Source organism: Stenotrophomonas sp. NY11291 (assembly GCF_023277365.1).
Lineage (GTDB): Bacteria > Pseudomonadota > Gammaproteobacteria > Xanthomonadales > Xanthomonadaceae > Stenotrophomonas > Stenotrophomonas geniculata.
This window is the reverse complement of record NZ_CP096975.1, coordinates 4,582,749-4,608,531: the sequence shown is the minus strand read 5'-3', so window position 1 is coordinate 4,608,531 and position 25,783 is coordinate 4,582,749. Positions and strand designations below refer to the sequence as shown.

The following is a 25,783-nucleotide window of genomic DNA, read 5'->3' as shown; positions in this document are numbered from 1 at the left end:
TGGGCTCGGCTCTACAGAAAGCAAAAACCCGCGCTGTCGCCAGCGCGGGTTTTTCATTGGGTGGGTGCCGACCGTTGGTCGGCACGCCTTACTTCAGTGCCGCCTGCACGAAGGGCGGGGTCACCAGCACGCCGGTGTGCAGCGCGGCGGTGTAGTACAGGGTGTTGAAGGTCTTGGCGGCCGAGTCGGCCTGGCGGAAGTCGAAGCTGCTGTCGCCCTTGCGCGCCATGGTCACGCTCCACCAGCCGGTGGGGTAGCACGGCTGCGGGAACGGCAGGGTCTTGAACGAGCCGAAACCAGCCTTGCCCATCTCGGTGCGCATTTCGTTGATCAGCTCCAGCTGCATCAGCGGCGACTCGGACTGCTGCACCAGGATGCCGTCGTCCTTCAGGGCCTTGAAGCAGCTCTCGTAGAAGGCCTTGTTGAACAGGCCTTCGCCGGGGCCGACCGGGTCGGTCGAATCGACGATCACCACGTCCACGCTGCCGGCCGGGCAGTTGGCCATGTAGGCCACGCCGTCGTCGAACAGCAGCTCGGCGCGGGCGTCGTCATTGGAGTCGCACAGTTCCGGGAAGTGCTTGCGCGCCATCACGGTGACCTGCTCGTCGATATCACACTGGGTCACGCTCTCCACGCCCTTGTGCTTGAGCACTTCGCGCAGGGTGCCGCAGTCGCCGCCGCCGATGATCACCACGCGCTTGGGCGCGGCGTGGGTGAACAGCACCGGGTGGCTGATCATCTCGTGGTAGAAGAAGTTGTCCTTGCTGGTCAGCATGATGGCCCCGTCGATGGTCATCAGGTTGCCCCAGTCGGTGGTCTGGAAGATCTCGATCTTCTGGAACGGCGACTGCACCTCGTCCAGCTTGCCGGTGATGCGGTAGCCGATGGCCGAGCCGGTGCGCTCGAAGTGTTCGATGTACCAGTTGTTGCTGTCAGTCATTGGAAAACAGTCCTGTTCGGAGGGGTGGAGCCGGGCTGGCGGGCGGGGCCGCGTGGCACAGATGCCACATCCGGACGGATCGGCCCGTTCAGGTTGAAACCTGTCACGGGCGCGGGCGCGCATGATAACGAACCTGTGGGCATATAGGCGTTATCATGCCCCCCCTTTTATTGCCAACAAGGCCGACTGAAATGACCGATTGGTCCCTCGACCAAGCCCGCAAGACCTACTCGATCCCGCATTGGGCGGACGGTTACTTCGACGTGGATCAGGCCGGGCACATGGTGGTGAGACCGACCGGGGCGGACGGCCCGGTGGTGTCGCTGCCCAAGGTGGTCGACGCTGCGCGCGCGGCGGGCGCCAAGCTGCCGCTGCTGGTGCGCTTCCCGGACATCCTCGGCCAGCGCCTGGGCAAGCTGCAGGCGGCCTTCGCCCAGGCCCAGCAGGACTGGGAGTACAGCGGCGGCTACACCGCCGTGTACCCGATCAAGGTCAACCAGACCCGTGGCGTGGCCGGCACCCTGGCCAGCCACCACGGCGAGGGGTTCGGCCTGGAAGCGGGCAGCAAGCCCGAGCTGATGGCCGTGCTGGCGCTGTCGCGTCCGGGTGGCCTGATCGTCTGCAATGGCTACAAGGACCGCGAGTACATCCGCCTGGCCCTGATCGGCCGCAAGCTGGGCCTGCAGACCTTCATCGTCATCGAGAAGCCGTCCGAGCTGAAGCTGGTGCTGGAAGAGTCCAAGGCGCTGGACGTGAAGCCGGGCCTGGGCGTGCGCATGCGCCTGGCCTCGCTGGGCGCCGGCAAGTGGCAGAACAGCGGTGGCGACAAGGCCAAGTTCGGCCTGTCGCCGCGCCAGCTGCTGGACCTGTGGAAGTCGCTGCGTGACACCGAGTACGCCGACTGCCTGAACCTGCTGCACTTCCATATGGGCTCGCAGATCTCCAACGTGCGCGACATCGCCAACGGCATGCGCGAAGCCACCCGCTACTTCGTGGAGCTGTCGCGCCTGGGCGCGAAGATCACCCACGTCGACGTGGGTGGTGGCCTGGGCGTGGACTATGAAGGCACCCGCTCGCGCAGCTTCTGCTCGATCAACTACGGCCTGCATTCCTACGCCAGCAACATCGTGCAGCCGCTGGCCAATGCCTGCGAAGAGTTCGGCCTGACCCCGCCGCGCATCGTGACCGAGTGCGGCCGCGCGATGACCGCGCACCACGCTGTGCTGATCGCCAACGTGTCGGAAGTGGAAGAGGCGCAGGAAGGCCGCGTGCCGGACCAGCACGATGACGAGCCGGCGGCGATCCGCCACCTGCGCGAGATCCACGACGAACTGGACGTGCGCCCGGCGGTGGAGCTGTTCCAGGAAGCGCAGCATTTCCATGCCGAAGGTCTGGCCAGCTACGCGCTGGGCCAGATCGACCTGCCGCAGCGTGCGCGCATCGACGATCTGTTCTACGCCATTGCCCACGGCGTGCGTGCGCGCCTGAGCTATGACGAGAAGAGCCATCGCCCGGTGCTGGACGAACTGAACGAGCGCCTGGTCGACAAGTACTTCGTCAACTTCAGCGTGTTCGAATCGATCCCGGACGTGTGGGCGATCGACCAGGTGTTCCCGATCGTGCCCATCGAGCGCCTGGACGAAACCCCGGACCGCCGCGGCATCATCGCCGACATGACCTGCGACTCGGACGGCATGGTGGAAACCTATGTCGAGAACGAGAGCCTGGACAGCTCGCTGCCGCTGCACAAGATGAAGCCGGGTGAGAGCTACCGCATCGGCTTCTTCATGGTCGGCGCCTACCAGGAAATCCTGGGCGACATCCACAACCTGTTCGGCGATACCGACGCGGTGGAAGTGCTGGCCGACGCCGATGGCTACGCCATCACCCAGCAGCGCCGCGGCGACACCACCGACGTGATGCTGGATTACGTGGGTTACCGCCTGGACGAACTGCGTGCGACCTATGCGCAGCGCGTGGCCGAGGCGCAGCTGTCGCCGGAACGCGCTCAGGAGCTGTCGGACGCACTGGAAGCCGGCCTGACCGGCTACACCTACCTGTCCGACGAACCGCTGGTCTGATGATTACGGGAACGCCGGGCATGGCCCGGCGCTACCGGTCCCGATGAGCGCACGCGCGATCTTCCACCTGTTCCTGCATGCCGCCGTGCCAGCGTTGCTGGCATGGCTGTTCTGGCGCAAGCGTTTCGCCTCGGCGTGGTTGTTGATGCTGCTGGGTTGGATCATCGATCTGGACCACCTGCTGGCCGATCCGATCTATGCACCGAACCGCTGCAGCATCGGTTTCCACCCGCTGCACACTGCACCGGCCATCGCGGTCTATGCCGGGCTGTGCGTGCCGAAGAAAACGCGGTTGTTCGGCATCGGTTTGATGATCCACATCGTGCTGGACGCGATTGATTGCTGGTGGATGCATCACCGCTGATGGGGAACTAGAATGCCCGGCGAAGGCGGTAGAGTCGACTGTTAGTCGACTTTCGCGCGCAGCGCGGGATTTCCCGGCACCGCAGCCAAGAGCAGTCGACTAACAGTCGACTCTACCGGCCTGGTGTTCCAGCGTTGACGAGTCACCCTGCTGGCAACCACACCGTTGCACGCAGGCCCGGCTGCGCATTCTCCAGCGCCACGCGTCCGCCATAGCTGGCGGCGATATCCCCCACGATCGCCAACCCCAATCCACTGCTGCCCTCGCGCTCATCCAGCCGCACGCCGCGCTGGGTGACCCGTTGCAGGGCGTCCGCAGCCAGACCGGGGCCGTCGTCGTGTACTTCGATGCGCAACTGGCCTTCGTCGGCATCCGCGCTGACGTGAACCTGCTGCTGTGCCCAGCGCCCGGCGTTGTCCAGCAGGTTGCCCAGCATCTCTTCCAGATCCGCACTGGCGCCGGCGAACTGCAGCGCCGGATCGATGCCTGCCGCCGTGAACGTGATGCCACGTTCGCCATGCACGCGTGCCATCAGCCGGCACAGCGCCTGTGCGACGGCCGCCACGTCGGTGCGCTGGCGATGGTCTGCGGCCAACCCTGCGGCCAGGTAGCGGTCGACACTGGCCTGCATGCGCGCACTCTGCTCGCGCACGGTGGCACGCCAATGCGTGCCGTCGCTGTCAGCTTCGGTGGCCAATACGCTCAGCGGGGTCTTCAGCGCATGCGCCAGATCCTGTGCACTGTTGCGCGCACGCGCGACCATGCGTTGCTGGTGGTCCAGCAACGCGTTGAGTTCTTCACCCAGCGGTGCGACTTCCGCGCCCAGTTCCTGCGTGTCGACGCGCTGCGCATCACCGCGCCGTACCCGTTCCAGCTGCGCACCGAGGCGATGCAGCGGGCGCAGGCCGAAGTGCACCTGGCTGGCCAGCACCGCCAGCCACGCCGCGACCAGCACGCCCAGGGCGATGGCGGTGCGTTTGCGGAACGCCGCGACATCGGCATCCAGCGCGCTGCGATCGGTGGCGACCACGGCTACGAACGGTTCGCTGGCGCGTGGCAGGCGCACCTGCTGCACGCGTGCGCGCAGGGATTGCTGCAGTGGTCCGGCCAGATTGCGGGTGGCGGCACCTGTGGCCGTGGTTGGCAGGGTTTCATCCCACAGCGAGCGCGACTGCAGCAGCACGCGGCCATCGGCACCGGCAATCTGCCAATAGGCGCCGGAAAACACGCGCTGGAAGCGTGCATCGTTGGGTTCCTGGCGCAGGCGCAGCTGTCCGTCCGCGTCCACTTCGGCCTGCGCCAGCAGGGTCAGCATGTCCTGCTGCAGTTCGTGGTCGAGGCGGTCGCGCGCGCTGCGCTTGAACAGCTCGCCCAGCAGCGCGCTGGCCAGCAGCGAGACCAGCAGCAGGCCGACGCCGCCGGCCAGCAGCAGGCGCCGTCGCAGCGACGGTTGCCGGCTCACGGCGCGGCCAGCCGCCAGCCCTGGCCGCGCACGGTCTGGATCAGATCGATGCCGAGCTTGCGGCGGACCCGAACCAGCAGCATGTCCAGCGCGTTGGAGTCCGGGTCGTGGCCGCCTTCGAACACCTGCTCGCCCAGACGATCACGGCCGATCACCTGGCCGCTGTGGTGGATGAAGTAACTGAGCAGGCGGAACTCCTGCGGGCTCAGCGCCAGCGGCTGTCCGTCCAGTTCGAAGCGGCCGGCGTTGACGTCCAGCTGCAGCGGGCCGCAGTGCAGGCGCGGGCTGGCGTGGCCATGGCTGCGGCGGATCAGGGCGCGCAGGCGCAGCACCAGTTCGTCGGCCTGGAACGGTTTGGTCAGGTAGTCGTCGGCACCGGCATCGAAGCCGGCCAGCTTGTCGTGCCAGCGCCCGCGTGCGGTCAGCACCAGCACCGGAAAGCTGCGGCCATTGCCGCGCCAGCGCTCGATCACGCTCAGTCCGTCCAGGCCGGGCAGGCCGAGGTCAACGATGGCCGCCTGCAGGTCCTCGATCTGGCCGATCTCCTCGGCCTGGCGGCCATCGGCAACCACATGCACCACGTAGCCGGCCTGCTCCAGCAGGGGCACCAGGCGCTGTGCCAGTGCGGCATCGTCTTCGGCCAACAGGATGCGCATCAGTCGTCGAGCTCCGTCTTCAGCAGCTTTCCGCTGCGCGCATCATAGTCCAGCTCCACCACCACGCCGTCGCCGCGCAGGATCTCCACTTCGTAGACACCATCGTCCAGCTCCACTTCCAGCAGCTGCCCCGGAAAGCGCTTGAGTGCATCGCGCACCACGCTTTCCAATGGCACGTAGCGGCCCTGCTGCACGGCACGGCGCGCGACCTGCTGTGCCGGGTCCTGGACGGGCGCGGCGGCGGTAGGAGCGTTGGCCAGGGCCAGCAGCAGGGGCAGGGTGGAGAGCATCGGGGCGCAGGGAGGGCTGTAGGAACAGGCGTGAGTGTGCCGGGGGTGACTAACAGCTGGCTAACAGTGCCGGCTAAGGCGCTGTTAACCACGGGGTGCATTGTGGCGTTGCCGGGATGGTCCGGCCACGAACACGAACAGGAGAACCCCCATGTTGAAGTCGCTCACCCTCGCCACTGTTGCCCTGCTGACCGTCGCGCCGGCCGTACAGGCCGCGCCGCTGGGCATGGCCCAGGTTGAACAGACCCTGCGCAAGGCCGGCTACACCCAGATCCACGAGATCGAGCGCGATGATGGCCTGTGGGAGGCCGACGTGAGCGGCGCCGATGGCCGCTTCAGCGAGGTCTACGTGGACCCGAAGACCGGCGAGATCTTCGACGAGCACAGCGGCCGCGCGCTGCTGACCACCGAGCAGGTGCTGGCACGGGCACAGGCGCATGGCCTGCGCGAGATCCATTCGCTGGAACGCGATGGTGCGACCTGGTCGCTGGAGGCCCGCAATGCACGCAACCAGAAGGTGGACGTGCGCCTGAGCGGTTATGACGGCCGCATCCTGCACAGCGAGCGCGATGGCTGGCTGGATTGACGTTTGCCCATGTAGAGCCGAGCCCATGCTCGGCTTTGCGGCCAACCGTAGCCGAGCATGGGCTCGGCTCTACAGGAGCTGGCTTACCAGCCGTACGGCGGCGGGTAGTCCCAATAGCCCGGGCCGCGGCCGTAATAGCCGCCATACGGACCGAAGAAGCCCGGTCCCTTGCCTTCGCTCACGTGGATGTTGACGTTGACCCCGTGGGTCTTGCCTTCATCGGTGGTGTAGTTCTTGCTCAGGTTCAGCGTGGCGGCGTTGTAGTGGCTGTTGCCACCGTTCTTGGAATAGCCGATGCCGGTGGTGAAGCTGCCGGACACCTTGACCTTGTCGTCGGTGACGTCGGCGATCTTCGCGTCGTCGTGCACGCGCGGGCCGCTCTTGTCGCCGTAGTACGTGCCCGGCGGGTCCTGCTGCAGGGCTGGGTCGTTGAGGTAGCGCATCGGCGCCTGAGGCAGCGTCAGGTCCAGGCCGGCCGCCTGCGGCGCGGTGGCACCTGCGGCGGACTGGGCCAGCACGGTTCCCGGCAGGGCCAGGCACAGCAGCAGGGTCAGGGGGCGGATCATGACGGCGCTCCAGCGGACAGGTGGCCACGCAACACGCGGCGGTACAGGCCGACGCTAGCAGGGGTTGCTTGAATGATGCCTGTCGGCGCCCGCTTACGGTAGAGCCAGGCCATGCCTGGCTGCAGGCTACAACCGGCCGAACCCGAACAGCCCCTCCAGCGCATGCGTGCGCCGCTCGATCCGGGCGCGCAGCAGCTGCGCGCCGATCATCGAATAGGTGATGCCGTTGCCACCGTAGGCCATGGCGAAGTGCACCCGCGGGCCCCATTGTTCGTGCGGGCCGAAGAACGGCAGGCCATCAGCGGTCTCGGCGAAGGTGCCGCCCCAGGAGAACGCCGGCACCGGGTCCAGCCGTGGGAACCAGCGCAGCAGCTGCTTCATCAGCTGGTCGGCCTTGCTCTGAACGCGCCGGTCGCGGCGGGCGGGGATGTCGATGGCGTCGTCCAGCCCGCCGACCAGCAGGCGACAGTCGCCGGTGGCGCGCAGGTACAGGTAGGGGCGGGCGCTCTCCCAGACCATCGTGGTGCGCAGCCGGCCGAGCACGTCCGCATCGATGGGATCGGTGATGAAGGCGTAGCTGCTGCGGTTGCGTGCGACCCGTTGCTTGAGCCAGCGTTGGTTGGCGTAGCCCATGGCCAGCACCACGTGGCGTGCGCGGATGGTGGCACCGGCTTCGGTACGGGCGGCCACCCCGCGCGCGGTAGCATCGAGGCTGTGCAGTACGGTGCGGTCATGCACATGGCCGCCGCGCCGACGCAGGCGCTGCAGTAGCGCATAGGTCAGCCGATACGGATCAACCCGGGCCGCCTGCCGGGTCAGCAGGGCGCCGCCGGCCTCAACGTCGAAACGTTCCCGCAGTGCCTCCGGGCCCAGCCAGCGGGCATCCAGGCCGATACCGCGACGGGCATCGCCCTCGGCCATCAGGCGCGGCACGTCGCGATGGCGGCTGGCCAGGTACAGGCTGTCCATGCGCTGGAAATCAACGTCCTTCAGGCCGCGAGCGACCTCGCCCAGCGCCGGAATGGCCTCGGCACAGGCGCGGTAGGCCAGCGCGGCGGCGTCCTGGCCATAGCGTTGGGCCAGTTCCAGCAGATGGGTATCGATCTCGTACTGCAGCAGCGCGGTGCTGGCCGCCGTGCTGCCCCAGCCGATGTCGCGTTGTTCGATCACCGCCACGTCGTGGCCATGCCGGGACAGCTCGTCGGCAATCAGTGCACCGGTGATGCCGCCGCCGACCACCAGCACGTCGCAGCGCAGGTCCTGCTGCAGCGGCGGGAAGGCGTGGATCAGGCCATTGCGAACCGCCCACCACGGGTAGCCACTCTTCAGGTCCATGGGTCAGCCTGCCGGATTGATTTCATGCTCGTCCTCAGGCTGATCTGCAAGCAGTCGAGCAAACAGGTCGGGGAGGTCGCGCGCTACCGGGAGGGCGTACTGACGTTCCATGCCAATGAATGGAATCCGCACTACCGGCATTGCTGCGTCCAGTGTGTCGAATCCAAATCCCTCCCCGCCGCCGTCCGACGCGAACAGGAATATGCCCGGCGCGTATGATTCAACTTCATACTCACGATTGAAGGCGACCACCTCTTCCGCTTTCCAGAAGACAATGTAGTTGTCGCCAATAAATCCTTCGCCACCGTTGTGCGCCCTAAGGAATTCAAGGTAACTCTCGGGAAGTGCCACTCCCACGCGGGCTGACAGATCAGCAATGGCCGACATTTCAGCCGGGCCATTGAGCTGTCCCTCTGTCAGGTGATATTCCATGACTGCTCTTCCATGTCTCTCGGGGACTGGTTAAACCAGAAGTTTGCCTGCTGCTGATGAATGTCGCGATGGGGGATAACGTCATGGGCGGAGTCGGTTGGCGTCCACCATTGCCCGTAGATCAGGCCGTGGGCTGGCCGGTATGCGGGGTCTGGATCAGTTCGGACAGATCGAAGCCCTGCAGGCGGGCGGACGCCAGATAATGGTCCTGCACGGTGGCGTCCAGCCGCGGTTCGCGGGCCAGCAGCCACAGGTACTTGCGGTCCGGGCTGCCGACCAGCGCGACGCTGTAGTCCGGGGCGACCTGGATCACCCAGTAGTCGCCCTTGGCGAACGGCAGCCAGCGCAGGCCCTTGGGCAGGAAACTGACCTCCAGGCGCGCGCTGTCGTTGTCGATCGCGCAAGCCTCGCCGGTGGCCTCTTCGATCTCGCCGTCCATGCGGCAGCGGTTGGTGACACCGACGTTGCCGTTGTCGAGCAGGGTGTAGTGCGCCGACACGTCGGTGCAGCCTTCCGGTTCATGGCGCATTGGCAGGCGTGCGATCTCGTACCAGGTGCCCAGGTAGCGGGGCAGCTTGAGGTCGGCAACGGTCTTCAGCGGCGGGTGCTCGGTCATCGGCGGTCGTGGCAGGGGGGGGCCTCCACGATGCCGATGGCCTTGCCATGGGCGGGTGAAGCCGGGGCGATGGCCGTGTCCAGAACGTTCCGTCGCTGCTGCGGCGTGCCCGTTGTCACCGGTGCGGCGGTATGCTGCCGCCAGCGCCGTGTTTTCCTGATCCAACCGAAGTGGAGGTGCCGATGTACCAGGTGATCCTGTTGAAGAGTGAATCCGCGTTCGCACGCGAACAGTGGCCGCAGGTCGATGACCTGGTCGACTACGAGGGCGTCAGCTACAGCCTGCGTGCCGGGCCGCGCCAGCCGCTGCCGACCGACCACGACTGGCACCCGGTGGCGGTGTATGCGCCCGATGAGATCACCGAGGAAGAGTTCCAGGACTGGTACGCGCTGCAGCAGCCGACCGTGGAAGAGCTGCGCCTGAAGTACTGATGCTGCTGCGCGTCGCCCATCCGCCCTTTACCGCCTGTGCCGTATAGTCGCGCGCAGGCGCGGTGGTCCGCGCGAACCGGTGTGGCTGGCGTGTCTTCTTTCCTGCGATCGATCCGTGCACGGGGCCCCTGGTGGGTCCTGATGCTGTGCACCGCCCTCCTGCTGTCCGCGCCGGTGCTGGCACAGGATGAAGACCCCACGCCGAAGCAGCAGCTGGCGGATATCGATGCGAAGCTGAAGGAAGTCGACCGCAAGCGTGGTGATGCCGCGGCCATCGAAACATTGGCCATGCTGTCCGAGGACGCTTCGAAGGCCCGGCGTGACGCCGAGGCGCTGGAGAAGTCGCTGCAGCCGCAGCTGGACCGTCTCGACGAACAGCTAGCGCAGCTGGGCACGCCTGCCGAGGGCACCACCGAGCCGCCCGAACTGGCGGCGCAACGGCGCACGATCAACAAGCAGCGCGACGGCCTGGCCGCATCGGTGGCGCAGGCCAAGACCAGTGCCGTGCGTGCCCAGCAGCTGGCAGCCGACATCGACCAGCAGCGCACTGCGCAGCGCGCCGAAGACATGGGGAAGAAGGTCGCCTCGCCGTTGTCTCCGGCACTGTGGAGCAAGGTGGCCGAGCGCCTGCCCATCGATATCGCACGCGTCGCGCCGTTGGCCGAGCAGGGGCGCGATACGTTCGTTGCCGGCGTCCGGGCCAATGGCTGGGGCACGCCGTTGCTGGGCCTGATCGCCGCGCTGGTGATGATGTTCCCGCTGCGGCTGTGGCTGCGCCGCTTGGGGCGGCAGTTCGCCGCGTCCGATCGTGCGCCTGATGGACGCCTGCGCCGTTCCGGCCTGGCCATGTGGTTGTTGCTGGTCGGCACGTTGCTGCCCGGCTATGCCGTGGTGGTGCTGATGGCGGCGCTGGACGCCATCGATGCCATCGCGCCGCGCCTGCAGGTGGTGGCCGACGGCCTGGAGACGGCCACCTTCCGCGCCGCCTTCATCGCTGCACTCAGCGCCTGCATGCTGGTGCCCAAGCGCCCGTCATGGCGGCTGTTGAACCTGGACGACACCGCCGCGCTGAAGCTGCGCAAGTACGCGTGGGGCGCGGCGGCGCTGGCCTGGCTGAGCACGGTGCTGATGGCCCTCGACCAGGCCACGCGCACCAGCGATGTCACCACGGTGGCGCTGGATGGCCTGATTGCCCTGACCTACCTGGGCCTGATCATGGCCATGCTGGTGACCCTGGCACGCCTGCATCGCCGGCAGACCGCCGAGGCCGAGGCCAAGCTGGAGGCACAGGCCGATGGCGTGGGCGCGGCCACGCCGGTGCGCCGCAGCAGCTGGCTGGTATTGGCACGCGTGGCGGGCAACGTCGCGGTGGTGGCCGCCATCGTCGCGACGTTGCTGGGCTACCTGAACTTCGCCAAGTTCGTGAACCAGCAGCTGATCGGCGGCAGCATCGTGGTGCTGGCAGCGACCCTGCTGTTCAAGTTCGTTGATGACCTGAGCACGTGGATGCTCAACGCGGACAGCAAGGTGGGCCAGACCATCCTGCTCAGCACCGGCCTGAGCGTGTCGCGCCTGGAGCAGGCCGGCGTGCTGCTGTCGGCGGCGTTGCGCACCATCGTCGTACTGATCGCGCTGCTGGCGCTGGTGGCACCGTTCGGCAACATCGGCGCGGTGGTGGAGCGCTTCTCCTCGCTGTTCACGTCTGGATTCGACATTGGCGGAACCAAGCTGGAGCCGGTGCGCATCGTGCTGGCGGTGCTGGTGCTGCTGGCTGGCCTGGCCGTTACCCAGCTGGTACAGCGCTGGCTGACCGACACCTACCTGCCCAAGACCGAACTGGATCTGGGCGCACGCAATTCGGTCAGCACCGTCGCCCGTTACGTCGGCATCATCATCGCGGTGATCTGGGCGCTGAGCGCGATGGGGCTGCAGCTGAGCAAGCTGGCCCTGCTGGTCAGCGCGCTGTCGGTGGGTATTGGTTTCGGCCTGCAGGTGATCACCCAGAACTTCGTCTCCGGCCTGATCCTGCTGGCCGAGCGGCCGGTGAAGATCGGCGACTGGGTGAAGCTGGGTGACCAGGAGGGCGACATCCGCCGCATCAGCCTGCGTTCGACCGAGATCCAGGTGGGCGACAAGTCGACGCTGATCGTGCCCAACTCCGAGCTGGTCACCAAGACCGTGCGCAACATGACGATGGGCAACAACCAGGGCCGCATCCAGATCCAGTTCGCGGTGCCGCCCAGCACCGATGTCGGCAACCTGCGGCAGGCGCTGCTGGATGCGTACACCGCGCACACCAACGTGCTGAATCAGCCGGCACCGACGGTCTACATCGACAGCATTGCCGGTGGCCAGATCACCATCAACAGCTTCGCGTACGTAGCCAGCCCGCGGCAGGTGTATGCGACCCGCAGCGATCTGTACTTCAGCCTGCTGCAGATCCTGGCCGAGCGGAACATTCCGCTGTCGACCCCGACGGATATCCACATCACCCGCGATCCGCAGGAGTAGGGGTTTATTTGCAGAGCTGCGCCCTGCACCCGCCGAAGCAACGTCAACCGCAAGAGCAACAGCAAAAGCTGGCATTCCGAGGATTGGCGGGGTGGGTCCGGTTGCGGGAGACGCCGTAAACCCATCCTTGGGGGCTTGGCCGCGGCATCCATGCCGCGGACACTCCCGCAACCGGCCCCACCCCGCCTTCGACAGATTTCCGCGATCTGTTGGAATTGCTTTTGGGGTCAGATCCGTTTTCCGTAGGAAAACGGATCTGACCCCATTTTGATTTTCGATATCTGACAGATTGTGTCGACCAAGGTCGACACCCACCAACAGCACACGGAATCTGTCAGAGGTGGGGTGGTGTGGGTTGGCAGGACCGTTGGCGCCATGGATGGCGCCATCGAGCCCCCAGGGACGGGTTTACGGCGTGTCCTGCCAACCCACACCGCCCCGCCATCCCACAGAATGCCCGCTGTTGCTGTTGCTGTTGCTGTTGCTTCGGCTGTTGCTTCGGCGGGTGGCAGGGCGCAGCCCTGCAAAGAACCCTACCCCCGCGGTCGGCTGCGCGAGGGCACCAGTGCGAACGTATCCACTGCCAGCTTCTCGGCGTGGTTCAACCACGCGCGGATCTCCAGATCGTCCACTTCGTGATCCAGCCCGAACGACACGTTGATCTTGCCGTTGGCATCGGGCTGCACCCACTGCTGGGCCAGCACCACCTTGCGCTGCGACGACACCGCTTCGATCCAGAAACCACGATCCGGGCGCGTACTCGCCACCAGCTGCAGCATGTACTGGCCGGCGCGGGTACGGCGGCCCTTCTGGGTGATCATGTGTGCCTGGCGCACGCTCGGGCGTGGGCCCTGGAAGGCGTCCAGCGGCGCATCCACGGCAATGCCGCCACGCAGGTCGTTGTCGCGGTACAGCTTGATGCCGTTGTCACGGTTGACCAGCAGGGCGCACCAGTCACCGTCGGCCGAGCCGTCCTCGAACGCGGTGCAACGGTCGACATAGGCCAGGGTGTTGTCCGGGTTGGCATCATCGAACTGGCGCGAGGTGTTTTCCAGATACACGGACTTCAACCCCCAGTCCTTGTCGTACTCCAGCAGCACCGGTGGCTGCACGTGCTGCAGGCCGACCACCACCTGGTCGTCGCCGTCGATCTTCAGCTCGCGGGTCGGTTCACCCAGCCACAGTGAACGGGCGAAGGCCAGATACTGCGGGTAGTCGCGGCCACCGTCGCGGCGTGCGGCGACGCTGGCGCTCGGCGCGCGCTGGGTATCGATCAGCGAACGGCCAAAGCCCATCGTCTTCAGGTTCGAGTCCAGCAGGCTGAGCAGGGTCGCACCCGAATCCAGGGTGGTGCCGGCGTCGGCGCTGAGCTGCTGCGGGGCAATGCCATCGCCCAGGAACAGCAGCAGGTTCTCGCGTTTCTGCCGGGTCAGAATGTGGGTCAGATCGTTGGGCATCGCCAGGTGATCGGAGGCGATCACGATCAACGTGTCCTTGCCGTACGGGCTGGCCTGGATGCGCTGCACCAGCTGCGAGATCAGCCGGTCACTGCACTTGAGCGCGTTGAGCATGTTGATGTTGCCGTACTGGCTCTGGTAGCGCTCGCCCTTGCACGACACCGGCAGATGGCCGGCTGGGTGATGGGTATCCATGGTCAGCGTGGTCAGCATGAACGGCGAGCCGGCGCGCGAGAGCTGCTCGAAGCGCTGGTAGGCGGTGTCCAGCAGCACGTCGTCGTGCACGCCCCAGGCCGAGTAGTGGATGCGGCCGATCTTCTTCTGCTGCTTGAACCAGGCCAGGTCATGCACTTCATCGAAACCGTGGCTGGCCAGGAACTGGCCCTTGCCGGCGAACTGGCCGTTGGCACCGCCCAGATAGTGGTTGGTGTAGCCCTGCTGCTTCAGGTAGTCGCCCAGGCATACCGCCTTGGGCAGGAAGCTGCCCATGCGGTCCATGCTGTTCTCATCGCCCTGCGAGGTGGTCAACGGCACGCCGCACATCGACGACACCAGGCCGGCGATGGTCCAGCCGCTGCCTTCGGCCGAGGCCAGCCCGCGCACGTCCAGCGACTTTGTGGCCAGCCGGTTGAGATTGGGCATCAGGCCCGGGAACACGTTCTCATCCAGGTAGGTGCGCTCCAGGCTTTCGCCGTAGATCCAGACGATGTTGCGCGGGCGCTGCAGCGGCTGCGTCGGCACCTGGTACTCGGGGGCGATGCGGGCGAAGTCGACCGGGCGCAGCTGCTGGTAGAGGCGCTGGCCGTCGCGGGCCAGTGGACTGATCATGATCGTGGCCACCCACACGGCCGCGAAACCGGCGAACAACGCGCCACCGTGGCCGGGCCGGCGCCAGCGCTTCACCCGCGTGGCGAACAGCGGCAGCAGCGAGACCAGCGCCAGCACGATGAAGCCGGCGATGTAGCCCTTGAAGTCGGAGACACCGGCGCCTTCCATGTCGGCGCCGAGGTGGTACAGGGTTGCAGCGTTGAGTCCATCACCGGACAGCTTGTCGATCAGCCACCATGCGCTGAGCATGAGCAGCAGCAGCGAGAATGCGCTGGCCTTCCACCACACCCACTTGTCGGACGCGAGGAACAGCCAGCACAGCAGCAACAACGACAACAACAGTATCCAGAGCATAGGCAGCTTCGGCAGTGACGGGATGTTGATGGACGTCGTACCGACGCGTGTCCATCCGACCGGCGCTGTCGCAAGCACATGCACATGACAGGCCGATGACTCGATAGTGCATGCACGAACCTGACTGAAATGTTTGTTGGAATGACGCGCGCGAAATCGCGCTCAGAAGGTAAAACGAGCGTGAAAGGCTACGTTGGATTGCATTAAAAACCGCATGAATACGGCGTTTTCGTTGATGCGCTAGCGATGCCCGCGTTCTTCGCGTGCCCGTGCGCGACGGTCGAACAGCAATGCACTGGTCACGATGCCAAGGCCGAGCACCACGCCGATGAACAACAGAATCAGCGCAATCAGCGGGTAGCCGAACAGATGCCAGCCGGTGTCGATCTTCATCATCATCGCGGCGGCCATGATCAACGCGGCGCTGATGATGCCGGCCGCGACGCGGTTGGCGATCTTCTGCAGGTTCTCCATCAACCGCGATTCTTCCAGGCCGGTCACCTTCATCTGCAGGCGGTTTTCGGCCAGCAGGGCCATGATGTCCGACAGCTTGCGCGGCCCATCGCGCAGCAGCTGCTGCAGCTCCATCGCCTCGCTGGCGAGGTTGGCGGCAGACAGCGATTTCTTCAGGCGTGCGCGCATCACGTGCTGCAGCTGGCGCTCGACGATGCGACGTGTTTCCAGCTCTGGTGCCAGCAGCCGGCACACGGTTTCCAGGTTGAGCAGTGCCTTGCCCAGCAGGCTCAGTTCCGGCGGCGTGCGCAGCCCGCAGGCGGTGGCGATGCGCACCATGTCCAGCACCACGCGGCCTTCGGAGAACGTGCCGCTGGCGGCGTAACGCGCGATCAACTGGCCGGTCTCGCGCAGATAACGTTCCTCGTCGAACGCCTCCAGCCGCGTGCTGATGCTGATCAGGTCGTCGGCCACTTCCTCGCCACGGCCGTCGACCGCGGCGAACAGGATCTTCAGCAAGCGCTCGCGCAGGCGCGGCGGCATGTGCGCGACCATGCCCAGGTCGAAGATCGCCAGCCGGCCATCGGGCATCACCCGCAGGTTGCCGGGGTGCGGGTCGGCGTGGATCTCGCCGTGCACGAAGATCTGGTCGAGGTAGCCGCGGATCAGCGCCGCCGCCAGCGGATCCATCGATTGCTCGGTGCGGCGCACATCGGGAATCGCATCCACGCGCACGCCGGTGGCCAGTTCCATGGTCAGCACGCGCTGGCTGCTGTAGTCCCACAGCGGCTGCGGTATCCACAGGCGGCGGAACGGCTTCAGGTGCCGGCCGAAACGGGCCAGGTTCTCGGCCTCGGCGTGGTAGTCCAGCTCCTGCATCAGGGTCTTGGCGAACTCGTTGAGCCAGTCGCGCAGGCGCACGCGGCGGCCGACCTGGGTCAGGTGGTCGGCGGCCAGCGCGAAGCTGCGCAGCGCCTCCAGGTCCGAGCGCAGCTGCGCGGCGACTTCAGGCTTCTGCACCTTCACTGCTACCTGGCGGCCATCGTGCAGCACCGCGCGGTGCACCTGCGCGATTGACGCGCAGCCCAGTGGCTCGGGATCGAACGCAGCGAACAGCTTGTTCACCGGGGCGCCCAGTTCCTGCTCGACGATGGCATGGATGCGCTCGACCGGAATCTCGGCCACCTTCTCCTGCATGCGCTCCAGCGCCGTGGCGAACTCCACCGGCACCATGTCCGGGCGGGTAGAGAGCATCTGGCCCAGCTTGACGAAGGTGGGCCCCAAGGCTTCCAGGTCACTGACGAACTGTTCCGGGTTGCCATCTGCCGGTACGTCGGCCGGATTGCCCGCGGCATCCAGGTTCATGCCGGAAAATACGCCTGAATGGCGGTAGCGCATCAACAGGCGCAGGATCTGGCTGCGCCGGTTCATGCCTTTGACCAGCGGGGGATTGCCATTGGCGGTGGGCGGATTGCTCAAGCGGAACTCCCATGCGGCAAAGACGGTCGTGCCGGCCGCTGGCCAGCAATGTCCGGATTCCGCAGTGTCGCCGGGGGGCGGTAGGCACGCGGTGAATCCGACCGCTTCCGCAGCCGCCCCGGTATCGGTCAGAATCCGCTCATTCCCTCTCTGGACTTCCCATGGCCGGTGCCAGCCTGTTCGCCCTGCTCGACGATATCGCCACCCTCCTCGACGATGTCTCGGTCCTGACCAAGGTCGCGGCGAAGAAAACCGCCGGTGTGCTGGGCGACGACCTGGCGCTGAACGCGCAGCAGGTGACCGGGGTCAACGCCAACCGCGAGCTGCCGGTGGTGTGGGCGGTGGCCAAGGGCTCGCTGGTCAACAAGGTGATCCTGGTACCGGCAGCACTGGCGATCAGCGCCCTGGAGGCCTGGCTGCACAGCCGCGGCTGGAACGTGCCGCTGATCGTGCCGCTGATGATGATCGGTGGTGCCTTCCTCTGTTTCGAAGGCGTGGAGAAGCTGGCGCACCGCTTCCTGCACTCAGCCGAGGACGACGCCGAGCATCAGGCCGAACGGCGCAAGGCGCTGGCCGATACGCAGGTGGACATGGTGGCGTGGGAGAAGGACAAGGTGAAGGGCGCGATCCGCACCGACTTCATCCTCTCGGCCGAGATCATCGTGCTGACCCTGGGCGTGGTGGCCACCGCGCCGTTCACCAACCAGGTGGTCACGCTGGCCGTGGTTGCATTGGCGATGACGGTGTTCGTCTATGGGCTGGTCGCGGGCATCGTGAAGCTTGATGACGTCGGCCTGTACCTGTCGCGCAAGGGCGGAGCCATTGCCGCTTTCGGTCGCGGTCTGGTGGCGTCGGCGCCGTGGCTGATGAAGTTCCTGTCGGTGGCTGGCACCATCGCCATGTTCCTGGTCGGCGGCGGCATCCTGGTGCACAACGTGCCGGCGCTGCACCACGCGGTGCAGGCGCTGGGCGGTGAAGGGCAGTGGGGCTGGCTGATCAGTGCTGCGGCCAACATGGTGGTCGGCATCATCGCCGGCGCCATCGTGCTGGCGGCGGTGACCGGGTTCCAGAAGCTGCGCGGGAAGTGATCTGTAGAGCCGAGCCCACGCTCGGCTGCTCTACGGCGCTGCGCGCCGCCGCCCGAGCATGGGCTCGGGCGCTACAGCGTCTGCACGCTGGATCATCAGCCCGCCTGCACCCGGTTCTTGCCTTGCCGCTTGGCCGCATACAGCGCGTCATCGGCGCGGCGCAGCAGGGTCTCGGTATCGTCACCGGGCTGCCATTGCGCCAGCCCGGCGCTGAAATGCACCGGCACCCGCCGGTCCTGCACGGTCAGCACGCGGTGCGCCAGTGAACGTTGCAGGCGCTGCACGGTGGCCATGCTGTCGGCGCCCTGGGTTTCCGGCAGTACCAGAACGAACTCGTCGCCGCCCAACCGTGCGATGCCGTCGGTGGCGCGCAGCAGCAGCTTGCACACGGCCACCAGGTGCTGCAGCAAAGCATCGCCACCCGCGTGACCGTGCGCCTCGTTGGTCAGGTGGAAATCATCCAGATCGATCACCGCCACGCCCAGCGGCGAGTTGTTGCGCATGGCACGCGCCAGCTCACGCTGCAGCAGTTCGTCCAGGCCGCGGCGGTTCAGTGCCTGGGTCAGCGGATCGATACGCGCCAGGTCACCAGCAGCACGCAGTTCCTGCTCCAGCTCGGCAATGCGCTGCTCTGCGCGTTCCACTTCCTGCCGCGCGCTGGCCAGATGATCGCGGGCCTGCGCGGCCTGCTGCTGCACCTTGCCGGTATCGCGCATCACCTCCTGCAGCAGCTGGTTGAGGTCGGCGATGCTGCGCGCCTCACGCAGCTGCAGCGCGTAGCTGCCGATGCGGTCGTGGTATTCACCGGTGCTGGTGGCCATGCCATCCATGCGCTCGATGAACTCGCCCATCAACCCGCGCATCGCCGCCTTCGAATCATCAATGCCCTGGCGCAGCAGGCCCTGCTTGTAGATCACTTCGCGCAACTCGGCGCGGGTGCGCTCGACCGCTTCGGCTTCCAACGGACCGTCCAGCAACTGGCGCACCGCCGCGATCTGGCCCTGCAGCCAGCTGCGGTCATCCAGCAGCTCGCTCACGTTCTCCAGCAACAGGGCGAACAGCTCCAGCAGCAGCGCCTGTTGCTCCTGCCAGCTCTCGGCGCGCACGCCGACCTGGTGGCCGAGTTCGCGCACGCCCTGTTCGATCGGCTCCAGTGCGGTACCCGGTTGCCACTGGCGGAGGCGCGTGGCCAGGGCCTGCGCTTGCTCGCGCAGGTCCGGGTCGTGCTGCAGCAGGGCCACCACCGCACCGCCCAGCAGCAACCGCAGCTGCTCGGACAAGCGCAGGCTTTCCGGCTGCCCGTCCGGCGAATGCTGCTCGATGGTGCGGATGTACTTGTCGATCAGCTGCCGCATCGCGCGGCCGTAGCGCGGCCAATCGGCGCTGGCCTGCGCCGACTGCAGGCGGTCGCCCATGTCGCCCAGCTCGCCCGGCAGGGTGGCCATGCCGTTGGCGAACGCCGCCAGCAGCGGTTCCGGCGCGTCGGCGCCTGCGAACAGCTGCTGCAGGGCCACGCCACCGCCGCCCTGCAGCACCACGCGGTCACCCAGCCCATCGTCCACCACCGCGCGCACGCGTGCCGGCGGCCCAAGGGCGGTGCCGGGGGCAGGGCGGTGGTCGGGCTGGTCCGTCATGGAGCGAATCCTGGGGGGCTGGCAGGGACTGGTTCCAGCATATCGGCGCGGCCGCCGACGGCTTGAACGGCTAGGATGGGCGACAGGATGCCGCAGTGGAGGTGGTGATGCGCGTGATGTTGCTGGGGGCGACCGGCCTGGTCGGCGGGCTGACCCTTCCCAGGCTGCTGGACGACCCGCGCTGCAGCGCCGTGGTGGCGCCCACCCGCCGCCCGTTGGGCGTAACCCACGGGAAGCTGGAGAACCCGGTGCTGGCCTTCGACGCGTTGCCCACCTCGCCCGAATGGGCGCGCGTAGACGCGGTCATCTGCGCGCTGGGCAGCACCATTGCCCAGGCCGGCAGCCGCGAGGCCTTCCATCGCATCGACCACGACTATCCGCTGGCGTTCGCACGGCTCGCACAGGCACAGGGGGCCAGTACCTATGTGCTGAATTCCGCGGCCGGCGCCAACCCGCAGTCGTCGATCTTCTACAGCCGGGTGAAGGGCGAGCTGGAGCGTGACCTGCGCGCGCTGGGATTCAACTCGTTGACCCTGGTCCGTCCAGGACTGATCGGGGGCGAGCGCAACGAGGTGCGTCGTGGCGAGCGCCTAGCGCTGACGGTGCTGGGTGCTTTGGGGCCGGTGTTGCCGCGTGCGTGGCGGATCAATCCGGCCACTGAAATCTCCAAAGTACTGGTCGAGGCCGCGCTGGCCCCGCAACCGGGCGAGCACGTGGTGGCATCGCGCGCGCTGGTCGGCTGATGTCGCGTGCGCTGCGCCTGACCCAGCTGCTGCAGCTGCTGCGTCGTCATCGACGGCCGGTCGCGGGGCAGGTGCTGGCCGATGCGCTGGGTATCAGCCTGCGCACGCTGTACCGCGATATCGAGACCCTGCGCGAGCAGGGCGCCGACCTGCGTGGCGAGGCCGGCGTCGGCTACCAGCTGGCGCCGAGCGATACCCTGCCGCCGATGACCCTGCCACCGGCCGAGATCGATGCGCTGGTGCTGGGCCTGCGCTGGGTCGCGGCCCGCACCGAGCCTGCGCTGGCCGAGGCAGCACGTGACGCCCTGGCGCGTATCGCGCATGTGCTGCCAGCCGCGCGCCGGGAAGCCTTGCGTGATAGCGGCCTGCGCGTGGGCCCTTCGCGCATGGGAACCAAGGTGCCCGCCGCACGTCTGCAGGTTGTGCGTGAAGCAGTCAGCGCGCAGCAGCGCCTGAAGTTCGGCTACCAGGACGCGCACGGCCAGCGCAGCGAGCGCATCGTCTGGCCGTTCGCGCTAGGCTATTTCGACGAAGTGCCGATGCTGGCGGCGTGGTGTGAGAGCCGCGAGGACTTCCGCCATTTCCGGCTGGACCGCATCCGCCAGGTGCGCGCATTGGAGAATCACTACCTCGTGCCACGCGCCACGCTGCTGCGGCGCTGGCAGAAGGCGCAGGGCATCGCGCCGGACTGGTTGGACCGTTCGTAGCCACAGCAACAGCGGGAAGCGGGCGGGGGGTAGAGTCGACTGTTGGTCGACCATCGCGCGCAGCGCGGGGTTTCAAGCAGGCTGAAGGAAGAGCAGTCGACTAACAGTCGACTCTACCGACAGACGAATCCACCGACAGATGAATCTGCTGACAGAAACTGTCAGCAGGCGCGTACCACCATGGAGGCTCCCAACAACGGAGCCTCCCCATGTTCACGCCCAGCACCCTGCTGCAGTACGTGCGCGACGTCGCCACCAGCGCCACCTTCTACAGCGGCATCCTCGGCAAGCCGCCGGTCGAACAGTCGCCCGGGTTTGCGCTGTTCCTGCTCGGCGATGGCGCCGCACTGGGCCTGTGGCAGCGCGACGATGTGCAACCGCCGGTGTCGGCGCAGGCCGGCGCGGCGGAACTGGCGATGGTGGTCGCCAACCCCGTCGCCGTGCAGCAGACGCACGATGCGTGGCGCGCGCTCGGTGTGGAGATCCTGCAGGCGCCGGTGACGCTGGAGTTCGGCCACACCTTCGTCGGAGCGGATCCTGACGGGCACCGCCTGCGTGTCTACAGCCGCGCCGAGGGTATGGTCGCTCGCGATTGATCGCGGGCATTTTGTGGATCCACGCCATGCGTGGATGCGGGCACAAAAAAACGCCGGGCAGTGCCCGGCGTTTTTCCAGTTCATGTGCCAATCAAGGTTGGCACCCACCGATCAGCTGGATCAGCTGGCCAGCGCCAGGTCGTCCATCATCGCGCGCAGGAAGCGGGCGGCTTCGCCGCCGGTCGCCGCGCGGTGGTCGAAGGTGACCGACAGCGGGATCACCTTGTGTGCTTCCACGCCGCCCATCACCGGGGTCATCTGGTGGCGGGCGCGGCCGGCACCGACGATGGCCACGCACGGCGGCACCACGACCGGGGTCGCGTAGCGGCCGGCGAACATGCCGAAGTTGGACAGCGAGATGGTGTAGCCGCTCAGTTCCGAGGCGGCGATCGAACGCGATTCCACCTGCTCGCGCAGGCGGTTTACACCCTCGCGGATGCCGCGTGCATCGAGCATGTCGGCATTGCGCAGGGCCGGCACGAACAGGCCGTCGTCGGTGTCCACCGCGATGCCGATGTCTACCTGCGCGTGCAGGGTACGGGTCAGCGCTTCACCGTCGAACCAGGCGTTCATCGCCGGCACCTTCTGCGCGGCGACCACGATGGAACGCACCAGGCGCGCGGTGACGTCGTTGCCCGGCAGCCAGGCGTGGATGTCGGCGTCGTCGTTCAGCGTGGTCGGCACGACCTTGCTGTGTGCGTCGGCCATCACGCGGGCCATGTTGCGGCGCACGCCCTTCAGCGGTTCCGGCTGGCCCTTGGCGACCACGCCCGGCGGCTGGGTGCGCATCGGCTTGCCGGCGGCAGACAGCGGGGTGCGGGCTTCGCTCTGCACCGGGGCAGACACCTGCGCCGGGGCCGGCGCTGCATACGCCGCGGCAGCGACCGGTGCCGGAGCGGCGCCAAGCTTGGCGGTGCCGTTGGCGGCGGCCTGCTTGACGTCGGCCATCGTCACCGCGCCATCGGTGCCGGTAGCGGCCACGCGGCTCAGGTCCACGCCCAGCTTGCGCGCCATCGCACGCACGGCCGGCACGGCCTTGACGCCGCCGACGGCCAGCGCCTGTTCGGCATGCACGGTGTTGGAGCTCTGCATCGCGCCGACCACGGTACCGGCGTCATCACGCTCGGCAGCGGCGGGCTTGGCTTCTTCCGCAACGACCGGTGCAGCCGGCAGCGGCGGCGGGGTCGGGGCGGCTGCAGGCGCTGCGTGGCCATGGCTGTGGCCGGTGTCCTGGCCATCGGCACGCTGCGGCAGGTTCGGGTCCAGTTCGAAGCTGGCCAGTACCGAGCCGGTCGGGATGATATCGCCGGCGCCGCCGGACAGTTTCAGCACCTTGCCGGAGAACGGCGAGGGCACTTCCACCACGGCCTTGGCGGTCTCCATCGACACCAGCGGCTCGTCCAGCTTGATCACATCGCCTTCCTTGACGAACCACTCGACGATGGTCGCGTCCGGCAGGCCTTCGCCCAGGTCGGGCAGGTTGAAGTTCTTGGTCTGGCTCATTTGCAGTTCTCTTCCAGCAGTTCCAGTTCGCGGGCCGGCAGCCAGCCCGTCGCGCCATTGGCGCGCTCGGACCACCACCACCCACCGTGTTCGTGATGAAGCTTCACCATCTCGCCACTTTCCACATCCAGCTCGCGGGCGTCGTAGTCGCACAGGGCTTCGGCGCGACCCTCGTCCAGCAGCTGCAACCAGGCGATGGGCGCCCATCCAGCGCGCCCATCGTTGGTGCGTACCCAGGCAAACGCCGGCCATTCCTCGTCACGGACACCTACTTCGACGATCTGGCCGGTGTGGAACCGGAGCGGGTTGGGATACTGGCTGCGGTAAGCCCCCAGAAGGCGGGCCCGCACGTCAGCCGGCCGCCACCGCGCGCTTGGCTGCAGCCACGATCCGCTCAACGCTCGGCAGGTACTTCATTTCCAGGCGGAACAGCGGAATGTGGGTGTCGTAGCCAGTGACGCGTTCGACCGGCGCCAGCAGGTCGTAGATCGATTCCTCGGCAAGGCGCGCGGCGATCTCGGCGCCGAAGCCCGCGGTCTTCGGGGCCTCCTGCACGATCACGCAGCGGCCGGTCTTGGCCACCGATTCGGCGATGGTGGCGAAGTCCAGCGGGCGCAGCGTGGCCACGTCGATGACTTCGGCACTGATGCCTTCGCCGGCCAGCTTGTCAGCCGCTTCCAGTGCTTCCTTCACCTGCGCGCCCCAGGTCACCAGGGTCACGTCGGTGCCATCGCGCAGCACGAAGCAGACGTCCAGCGGCAAGGCTTCGCCGTCGTTGACGACCACTTCCTTGTACTGGCGGTAGATGCGCTTGGGCTCCATGTAGATCACCGGATCCGGTTCGCGGATCGCGGCCAGCAGCAGGCCGTACGCACGCTGCGGCGACGACGGCAGCACCACGCGCAGGCCCGGCACGTTGGTGAAGATCGCCTCGTTGGCTTCGCTGTGGTGTTCCGGCGCGCGGATGCCACCGCCCCACGGCACGCGCAGCACCATCGGGCAGTGCAGGCGGCCACGGGTACGGTAGCGCAGGCGTGCGGCGTGGCAGACGATATGGTCGACCATCGGGTACATGAAGCCATCGAACTGGGCTTCTGCCACCGGCTTCATACCCTGCGCGGCCAGGCCGATGGTCAGGCCGGCGATGGTGGTTTCATCCAGCGGGGTGTCGAGGATGCGTTCGGAACCGAAGCGCTGCTGCAGGCCGGCGGTGGCGCGGAACACGCCGCCGTTGACGCCCACGTCCTCGCCCAGCACCAGCACCGACGGGTCGTGCTCCAGCTCCCAGGCCAGCGCCTGAGTGATGGCTTCGATGAGGGTGATCGGCGTGGTGGTCATGCTCTCTTCTCCGCGCGCGACAGCAGCGCTGTCGGCGGCGTTGGTGTGCGCGCCGGGCGCGCCGTTCTTGATCTCATCCATGGCGCTTCTCCAGGGCGATCGCCTGGGCACGCTGGGCCAGCAGGTCCGGCGGCGGATCGGCATACAGGAAGTCGAACATCGCCTCGACCGGCTGCACCGGCGTGTTGAGGTACAGGTTCACTTCCTCGTCCACGCGCGTGCCGCACTCGGCAACCCAGGCGGTTTCCTCTTCTTCGCTCCACACACCGGCGTTGATCAGGTACTTGCGCAGGCGCAGCATCGGCTCGCGCTGCCAGGCATCCTTCACCTCGGCGTCGTCACGGTAGCGGCGCGCGTCATCGGCGGTGGTGTGGTCGGACAGGCGGTAGGTCATCAGTTCCAGCACGGTGCCACCGTCGCCGGCCAGCGCACGCTCGCGTGCCTGCTCCATCGCCGCCAGCACGGCGATCAGGTCGTTGCCGTCCACCTGCAGGCAGTGCAGGCCGCCGGCCAGGCCCTTCTGCGCCAGCGTTTCGGCACCGGTCTGGGCCGAGCGCGGGACCGAGATGGCCCAGCCGTTGTTGACGATGCACAGGATCAGCGGCAGCTTGTAGGCGCCGGCCGAATTCAGTGCCGCGTAGAAGTCGGTCTTGGAGCTGCCACCGTCGCCGCACACGGCCACCGCGATCTGCGGTTCCTTGTTGAGCTTGAACTTCAGCGCGGCGCCTGCGGCATGCAGGCACTGGGTGGAGATCGGCACGCAGAACGGGAAATCCTTGGCCGCGTTGCCGCCGTAATCGTTGCCGCGTTCGTCGCCGCCCCAGTACATCAGCACGTCGTGCGGGCGCACGCCACGCATGAACATCGCGCCATACTCGCGGTACGAAGGCGCGAATACGTCGTCCTTCTGCATCGCTGCGCCGATGCCCACGTGCGCCGCTTCGTGGCCCAGGCAGGCGGCATAGGTGCCCAGCTTGCCGGTGCGCTGCAGCGCGATGGATTTGCTGTCGAACGTACGTACGAACAGCATCTGCTTGAACAGCGGTACCAGGACCTTTGGGTCGCGCAGCGACGCGGGCAGGTCATCGCGGACGAGCTTGCCGTCCGCGTCCAGGTACTGCAGGTATTCGATCTTGAATTCAGCGGCAACCGTCATTGCGTACTGCACCTTCGACAGAGAAGTTACAAATGATATGAATCGCCATGTTAAGGAACGCGTACGGAATAGCCTTCCTGCGCCGCAACACGGCAACGCCCTGTTTTACCCCTGCCGGCGGGTGGGGGGCCAATAACAACAACGTATTCAGTCGTTGCTGCAAAGCATCAGAATACG

At 66.9% G+C, this 25,783-nt stretch carries 24 protein-coding genes; 9 read left to right on the top strand and 15 right to left on the bottom strand.

The features are described 5' to 3' along the window. Nucleotides 1-88: 88 nt before the first annotated feature. Nucleotides 89-940, bottom strand: a complete 852-nt coding sequence (speE, locus tag M1L61_RS21545; RefSeq protein ID WP_049480036.1) for a polyamine aminopropyltransferase — start codon at nucleotides 938-940, stop codon at nucleotides 89-91. Between the two features lie 191 nt (nucleotides 941-1,131). Here speE and speA point away from each other — a divergent pair, with 191 nt between their 5' ends. Then, nucleotides 1,132-3,021: an arginine decarboxylase gene (gene speA, locus M1L61_RS21540; protein WP_021201931.1), complete on the top strand. Its 1,890-nt coding sequence runs from the start codon at nucleotides 1,132-1,134 to the stop codon at nucleotides 3,019-3,021. A 43-nt stretch (nucleotides 3,022-3,064) separates the two neighbouring features. Beyond that, nucleotides 3,065-3,385 (top strand): DUF6122 family protein, encoded by a 321-nt coding sequence (locus M1L61_RS21535; protein WP_006474656.1) that lies wholly within the window; start codon nucleotides 3,065-3,067, stop codon nucleotides 3,383-3,385. Nucleotides 3,386-3,527: 142 nt separating this feature from the next. Here M1L61_RS21535 and M1L61_RS21530 read toward each other — a convergent pair whose 3' ends face one another. The 3 genes from M1L61_RS21530 to M1L61_RS21520 are packed head-to-tail and all read right to left on the bottom strand — an operon-like array spanning nucleotide 3,528 to nucleotide 5,793. Continuing rightward, complete coding sequence (locus M1L61_RS21530) at nucleotides 3,528-4,847, bottom strand: sensor histidine kinase (protein WP_248854083.1); 1,320 nt, start codon at nucleotides 4,845-4,847, stop codon at nucleotides 3,528-3,530. Next, the gene (locus M1L61_RS21525; protein WP_248854082.1) at nucleotides 4,844-5,503 is read right to left on the bottom strand and encodes a response regulator transcription factor; all 660 of its coding nucleotides are present in this window, start codon (nucleotides 5,501-5,503) and stop codon (nucleotides 4,844-4,846) included. Before M1L61_RS21525 ends, M1L61_RS21530 begins: the two co-directional genes overlap by 4 nt. Next, a complete protein-coding gene (locus M1L61_RS21520; RefSeq protein WP_010482069.1) occupies nucleotides 5,503-5,793 on the bottom strand; it encodes a PepSY domain-containing protein in 291 nt (96 codons plus the stop codon). The genes M1L61_RS21525 and M1L61_RS21520 overlap by 1 nt, the downstream gene beginning before the upstream one ends. Before the next feature lie 151 nt (nucleotides 5,794-5,944). On the opposite strand from M1L61_RS21520, the gene M1L61_RS21515 reads away from it, so the two are divergent. Further along, nucleotides 5,945-6,379: a PepSY domain-containing protein gene (locus tag M1L61_RS21515; RefSeq protein ID WP_248854081.1), complete on the top strand. Its 435-nt coding sequence runs from the start codon at nucleotides 5,945-5,947 to the stop codon at nucleotides 6,377-6,379. An 83-nt stretch (nucleotides 6,380-6,462) separates the two neighbouring features. Here M1L61_RS21515 and M1L61_RS21510 read toward each other — a convergent pair whose 3' ends face one another. The 4 genes from M1L61_RS21510 to M1L61_RS21495 form a co-directional block, all read right to left on the bottom strand. Next, entirely contained in the window at nucleotides 6,463-6,945 is a 483-nt protein-coding gene (locus M1L61_RS21510) for a hypothetical protein (RefSeq protein WP_019661543.1), read from the bottom strand. 126 nt (nucleotides 6,946-7,071) lie between these two features. Then, on the bottom strand, nucleotides 7,072-8,280 hold the full coding sequence (locus tag M1L61_RS21505) for an FAD-dependent oxidoreductase (RefSeq protein WP_248854080.1): 1,209 nt from the start codon (nucleotides 8,278-8,280) through the stop codon (nucleotides 7,072-7,074). Between the two features lie 3 nt (nucleotides 8,281-8,283). After that, nucleotides 8,284-8,712, bottom strand: coding sequence for an SMI1/KNR4 family protein (locus tag M1L61_RS21500; RefSeq protein ID WP_191863443.1), 429 nt, complete (start codon nucleotides 8,710-8,712; stop codon nucleotides 8,284-8,286). A 121-nt stretch (nucleotides 8,713-8,833) separates the two neighbouring features. Beyond that, complete coding sequence (locus M1L61_RS21495) at nucleotides 8,834-9,328, bottom strand: lipocalin family protein (protein WP_248854079.1); 495 nt, start codon at nucleotides 9,326-9,328, stop codon at nucleotides 8,834-8,836. Nucleotides 9,329-9,510: 182 nt separating this feature from the next. Here M1L61_RS21495 and M1L61_RS21490 point away from each other — a divergent pair, with 182 nt between their 5' ends. Together M1L61_RS21490 and M1L61_RS21485 are read left to right on the top strand one after the other, a co-directional pair. Then, nucleotides 9,511-9,759, top strand: a complete 249-nt coding sequence (locus M1L61_RS21490) for a hypothetical protein (protein ID WP_006474562.1) — start codon at nucleotides 9,511-9,513, stop codon at nucleotides 9,757-9,759. Between the two features lie 141 nt (nucleotides 9,760-9,900). Beyond that, on the top strand, nucleotides 9,901-12,270 hold the full coding sequence (locus M1L61_RS21485; RefSeq protein WP_126560840.1) for a DUF3772 domain-containing protein: 2,370 nt from the start codon (nucleotides 9,901-9,903) through the stop codon (nucleotides 12,268-12,270). A gap of 533 nt (nucleotides 12,271-12,803) precedes the next feature. On the opposite strand, the gene M1L61_RS21480 is transcribed toward M1L61_RS21485, so the two are convergent. Both M1L61_RS21480 and M1L61_RS21475 read right to left on the bottom strand, forming a co-directional pair. Beyond that, on the bottom strand, nucleotides 12,804-14,909 hold the full coding sequence (locus M1L61_RS21480) for a phosphoglycerol transferase I (protein WP_241874078.1): 2,106 nt from the start codon (nucleotides 14,907-14,909) through the stop codon (nucleotides 12,804-12,806). A 240-nt stretch (nucleotides 14,910-15,149) separates the two neighbouring features. Next, on the bottom strand, nucleotides 15,150-16,841 hold the full coding sequence (locus M1L61_RS21475) for an AarF/UbiB family protein (protein WP_043399423.1): 1,692 nt from the start codon (nucleotides 16,839-16,841) through the stop codon (nucleotides 15,150-15,152). Between the two features lie 161 nt (nucleotides 16,842-17,002). Here M1L61_RS21475 and M1L61_RS21470 point away from each other — a divergent pair, with 161 nt between their 5' ends. Beyond that, nucleotides 17,003-17,929, top strand: a complete 927-nt coding sequence (locus tag M1L61_RS21470) for a DUF808 domain-containing protein (protein ID WP_043399421.1) — start codon at nucleotides 17,003-17,005, stop codon at nucleotides 17,927-17,929. Nucleotides 17,930-18,024: 95 nt separating this feature from the next. Here the strand turns inward: M1L61_RS21470 and M1L61_RS21465 are convergent, their stop codons facing one another. Continuing rightward, the gene (locus M1L61_RS21465; RefSeq protein ID WP_049453972.1) at nucleotides 18,025-19,563 is read right to left on the bottom strand and encodes a GGDEF domain-containing protein; all 1,539 of its coding nucleotides are present in this window, start codon (nucleotides 19,561-19,563) and stop codon (nucleotides 18,025-18,027) included. A gap of 107 nt (nucleotides 19,564-19,670) precedes the next feature. Here M1L61_RS21465 and M1L61_RS21460 point away from each other — a divergent pair, with 107 nt between their 5' ends. The 3 genes from M1L61_RS21460 to M1L61_RS21450 all read left to right on the top strand — a co-directional run bounded on the left by M1L61_RS21460 (nucleotide 19,671) and on the right by M1L61_RS21450 (nucleotide 21,609). Further along, nucleotides 19,671-20,306 carry an NAD-dependent dehydratase gene (locus M1L61_RS21460; RefSeq protein WP_248854078.1) on the top strand — a complete coding sequence of 212 codons (636 nt, stop codon included), beginning with the start codon at nucleotides 19,671-19,673 and terminating at the stop codon, nucleotides 20,304-20,306. Beyond that, entirely contained in the window at nucleotides 20,306-21,013 is a 708-nt protein-coding gene (locus M1L61_RS21455; protein WP_126560933.1) for a YafY family protein, read from the top strand. The genes M1L61_RS21460 and M1L61_RS21455 overlap by 1 nt, the downstream gene beginning before the upstream one ends. Nucleotides 21,014-21,222: 209 nt before the next feature. Beyond that, entirely contained in the window at nucleotides 21,223-21,609 is a 387-nt protein-coding gene (locus M1L61_RS21450; RefSeq protein WP_019336706.1) for a VOC family protein, read from the top strand. A 120-nt stretch (nucleotides 21,610-21,729) separates the two neighbouring features. Here M1L61_RS21450 and M1L61_RS21445 read toward each other — a convergent pair whose 3' ends face one another. Genes M1L61_RS21445 through pdhA form a run of 4 tightly spaced genes read right to left on the bottom strand, consistent with a single transcriptional unit; the run spans nucleotide 21,730 to nucleotide 25,606 of the window. Continuing rightward, nucleotides 21,730-23,112, bottom strand: a complete 1,383-nt coding sequence (locus M1L61_RS21445; RefSeq protein WP_049480616.1) for a dihydrolipoamide acetyltransferase family protein — start codon at nucleotides 23,110-23,112, stop codon at nucleotides 21,730-21,732. After that, entirely contained in the window at nucleotides 23,109-23,462 is a 354-nt protein-coding gene (locus M1L61_RS21440) for an SH3 domain-containing protein (RefSeq protein ID WP_005411349.1), read from the bottom strand. The genes M1L61_RS21445 and M1L61_RS21440 overlap by 4 nt, the downstream gene beginning before the upstream one ends. 1 nt (nucleotide 23,463) lies before the next feature. Then, entirely contained in the window at nucleotides 23,464-24,531 is a 1,068-nt protein-coding gene (locus tag M1L61_RS21435; protein ID WP_019338598.1) for an alpha-ketoacid dehydrogenase subunit beta, read from the bottom strand. Then, complete coding sequence (pdhA, locus tag M1L61_RS21430) at nucleotides 24,524-25,606, bottom strand: pyruvate dehydrogenase (acetyl-transferring) E1 component subunit alpha (RefSeq protein WP_019338597.1); 1,083 nt, start codon at nucleotides 25,604-25,606, stop codon at nucleotides 24,524-24,526. The genes M1L61_RS21435 and pdhA overlap by 8 nt, the downstream gene beginning before the upstream one ends. Between the last annotated feature and the right edge of the window lie 177 nt (nucleotides 25,607-25,783).

Bases quoted from the DNA above. Each gene is read 5' to 3' on its own strand.
- speE (WP_049480036.1), bottom strand. From the start codon at position 940: ATGACTGACAGCAACAACTGGTACATCGAACACTTCGAGCGCACCGGC.
- speA (WP_021201931.1), top strand. From the start codon at position 1,132: ATGACCGATTGGTCCCTCGACCAAGCCCGCAAGACCTACTCGATCCCG.
- M1L61_RS21535 (WP_006474656.1), top strand. From the start codon at position 3,065: ATGAGCGCACGCGCGATCTTCCACCTGTTCCTGCATGCCGCCGTGCCA.
- M1L61_RS21525 (WP_248854082.1), bottom strand. From the start codon at position 5,503: ATGCGCATCCTGTTGGCCGAAGACGATGCCGCACTGGCACAGCGCCTG.
- M1L61_RS21520 (WP_010482069.1), bottom strand. From the start codon at position 5,793: ATGCTCTCCACCCTGCCCCTGCTGCTGGCCCTGGCCAACGCTCCTACC.
- M1L61_RS21515 (WP_248854081.1), top strand. From the start codon at position 5,945: ATGTTGAAGTCGCTCACCCTCGCCACTGTTGCCCTGCTGACCGTCGCG.
- M1L61_RS21510 (WP_019661543.1), bottom strand. From the start codon at position 6,945: ATGATCCGCCCCCTGACCCTGCTGCTGTGCCTGGCCCTGCCGGGAACC.
- M1L61_RS21505 (WP_248854080.1), bottom strand. From the start codon at position 8,280: ATGGACCTGAAGAGTGGCTACCCGTGGTGGGCGGTTCGCAATGGCCTG.
- M1L61_RS21500 (WP_191863443.1), bottom strand. From the start codon at position 8,712: ATGGAATATCACCTGACAGAGGGACAGCTCAATGGCCCGGCTGAAATG.
- M1L61_RS21495 (WP_248854079.1), bottom strand. From the start codon at position 9,328: ATGACCGAGCACCCGCCGCTGAAGACCGTTGCCGACCTCAAGCTGCCC.
- M1L61_RS21490 (WP_006474562.1), top strand. From the start codon at position 9,511: ATGTACCAGGTGATCCTGTTGAAGAGTGAATCCGCGTTCGCACGCGAA.
- M1L61_RS21485 (WP_126560840.1), top strand. From the start codon at position 9,901: ATGCTGTGCACCGCCCTCCTGCTGTCCGCGCCGGTGCTGGCACAGGAT.
- M1L61_RS21480 (WP_241874078.1), bottom strand. From the start codon at position 14,909: ATGCTCTGGATACTGTTGTTGTCGTTGTTGCTGCTGTGCTGGCTGTTC.
- M1L61_RS21470 (WP_043399421.1), top strand. From the start codon at position 17,003: ATGGCCGGTGCCAGCCTGTTCGCCCTGCTCGACGATATCGCCACCCTC.
- M1L61_RS21465 (WP_049453972.1), bottom strand. From the start codon at position 19,563: ATGACGGACCAGCCCGACCACCGCCCTGCCCCCGGCACCGCCCTTGGG.
- M1L61_RS21460 (WP_248854078.1), top strand. From the start codon at position 19,671: ATGCGCGTGATGTTGCTGGGGGCGACCGGCCTGGTCGGCGGGCTGACC.
- M1L61_RS21455 (WP_126560933.1), top strand. From the start codon at position 20,306: ATGTCGCGTGCGCTGCGCCTGACCCAGCTGCTGCAGCTGCTGCGTCGT.
- M1L61_RS21450 (WP_019336706.1), top strand. From the start codon at position 21,223: ATGTTCACGCCCAGCACCCTGCTGCAGTACGTGCGCGACGTCGCCACC.
- M1L61_RS21445 (WP_049480616.1), bottom strand. From the start codon at position 23,112: ATGAGCCAGACCAAGAACTTCAACCTGCCCGACCTGGGCGAAGGCCTG.
- M1L61_RS21435 (WP_019338598.1), bottom strand. From the start codon at position 24,531: ATGGATGAGATCAAGAACGGCGCGCCCGGCGCGCACACCAACGCCGCC.
- pdhA (WP_019338597.1), bottom strand. From the start codon at position 25,606: ATGACGGTTGCCGCTGAATTCAAGATCGAATACCTGCAGTACCTGGAC.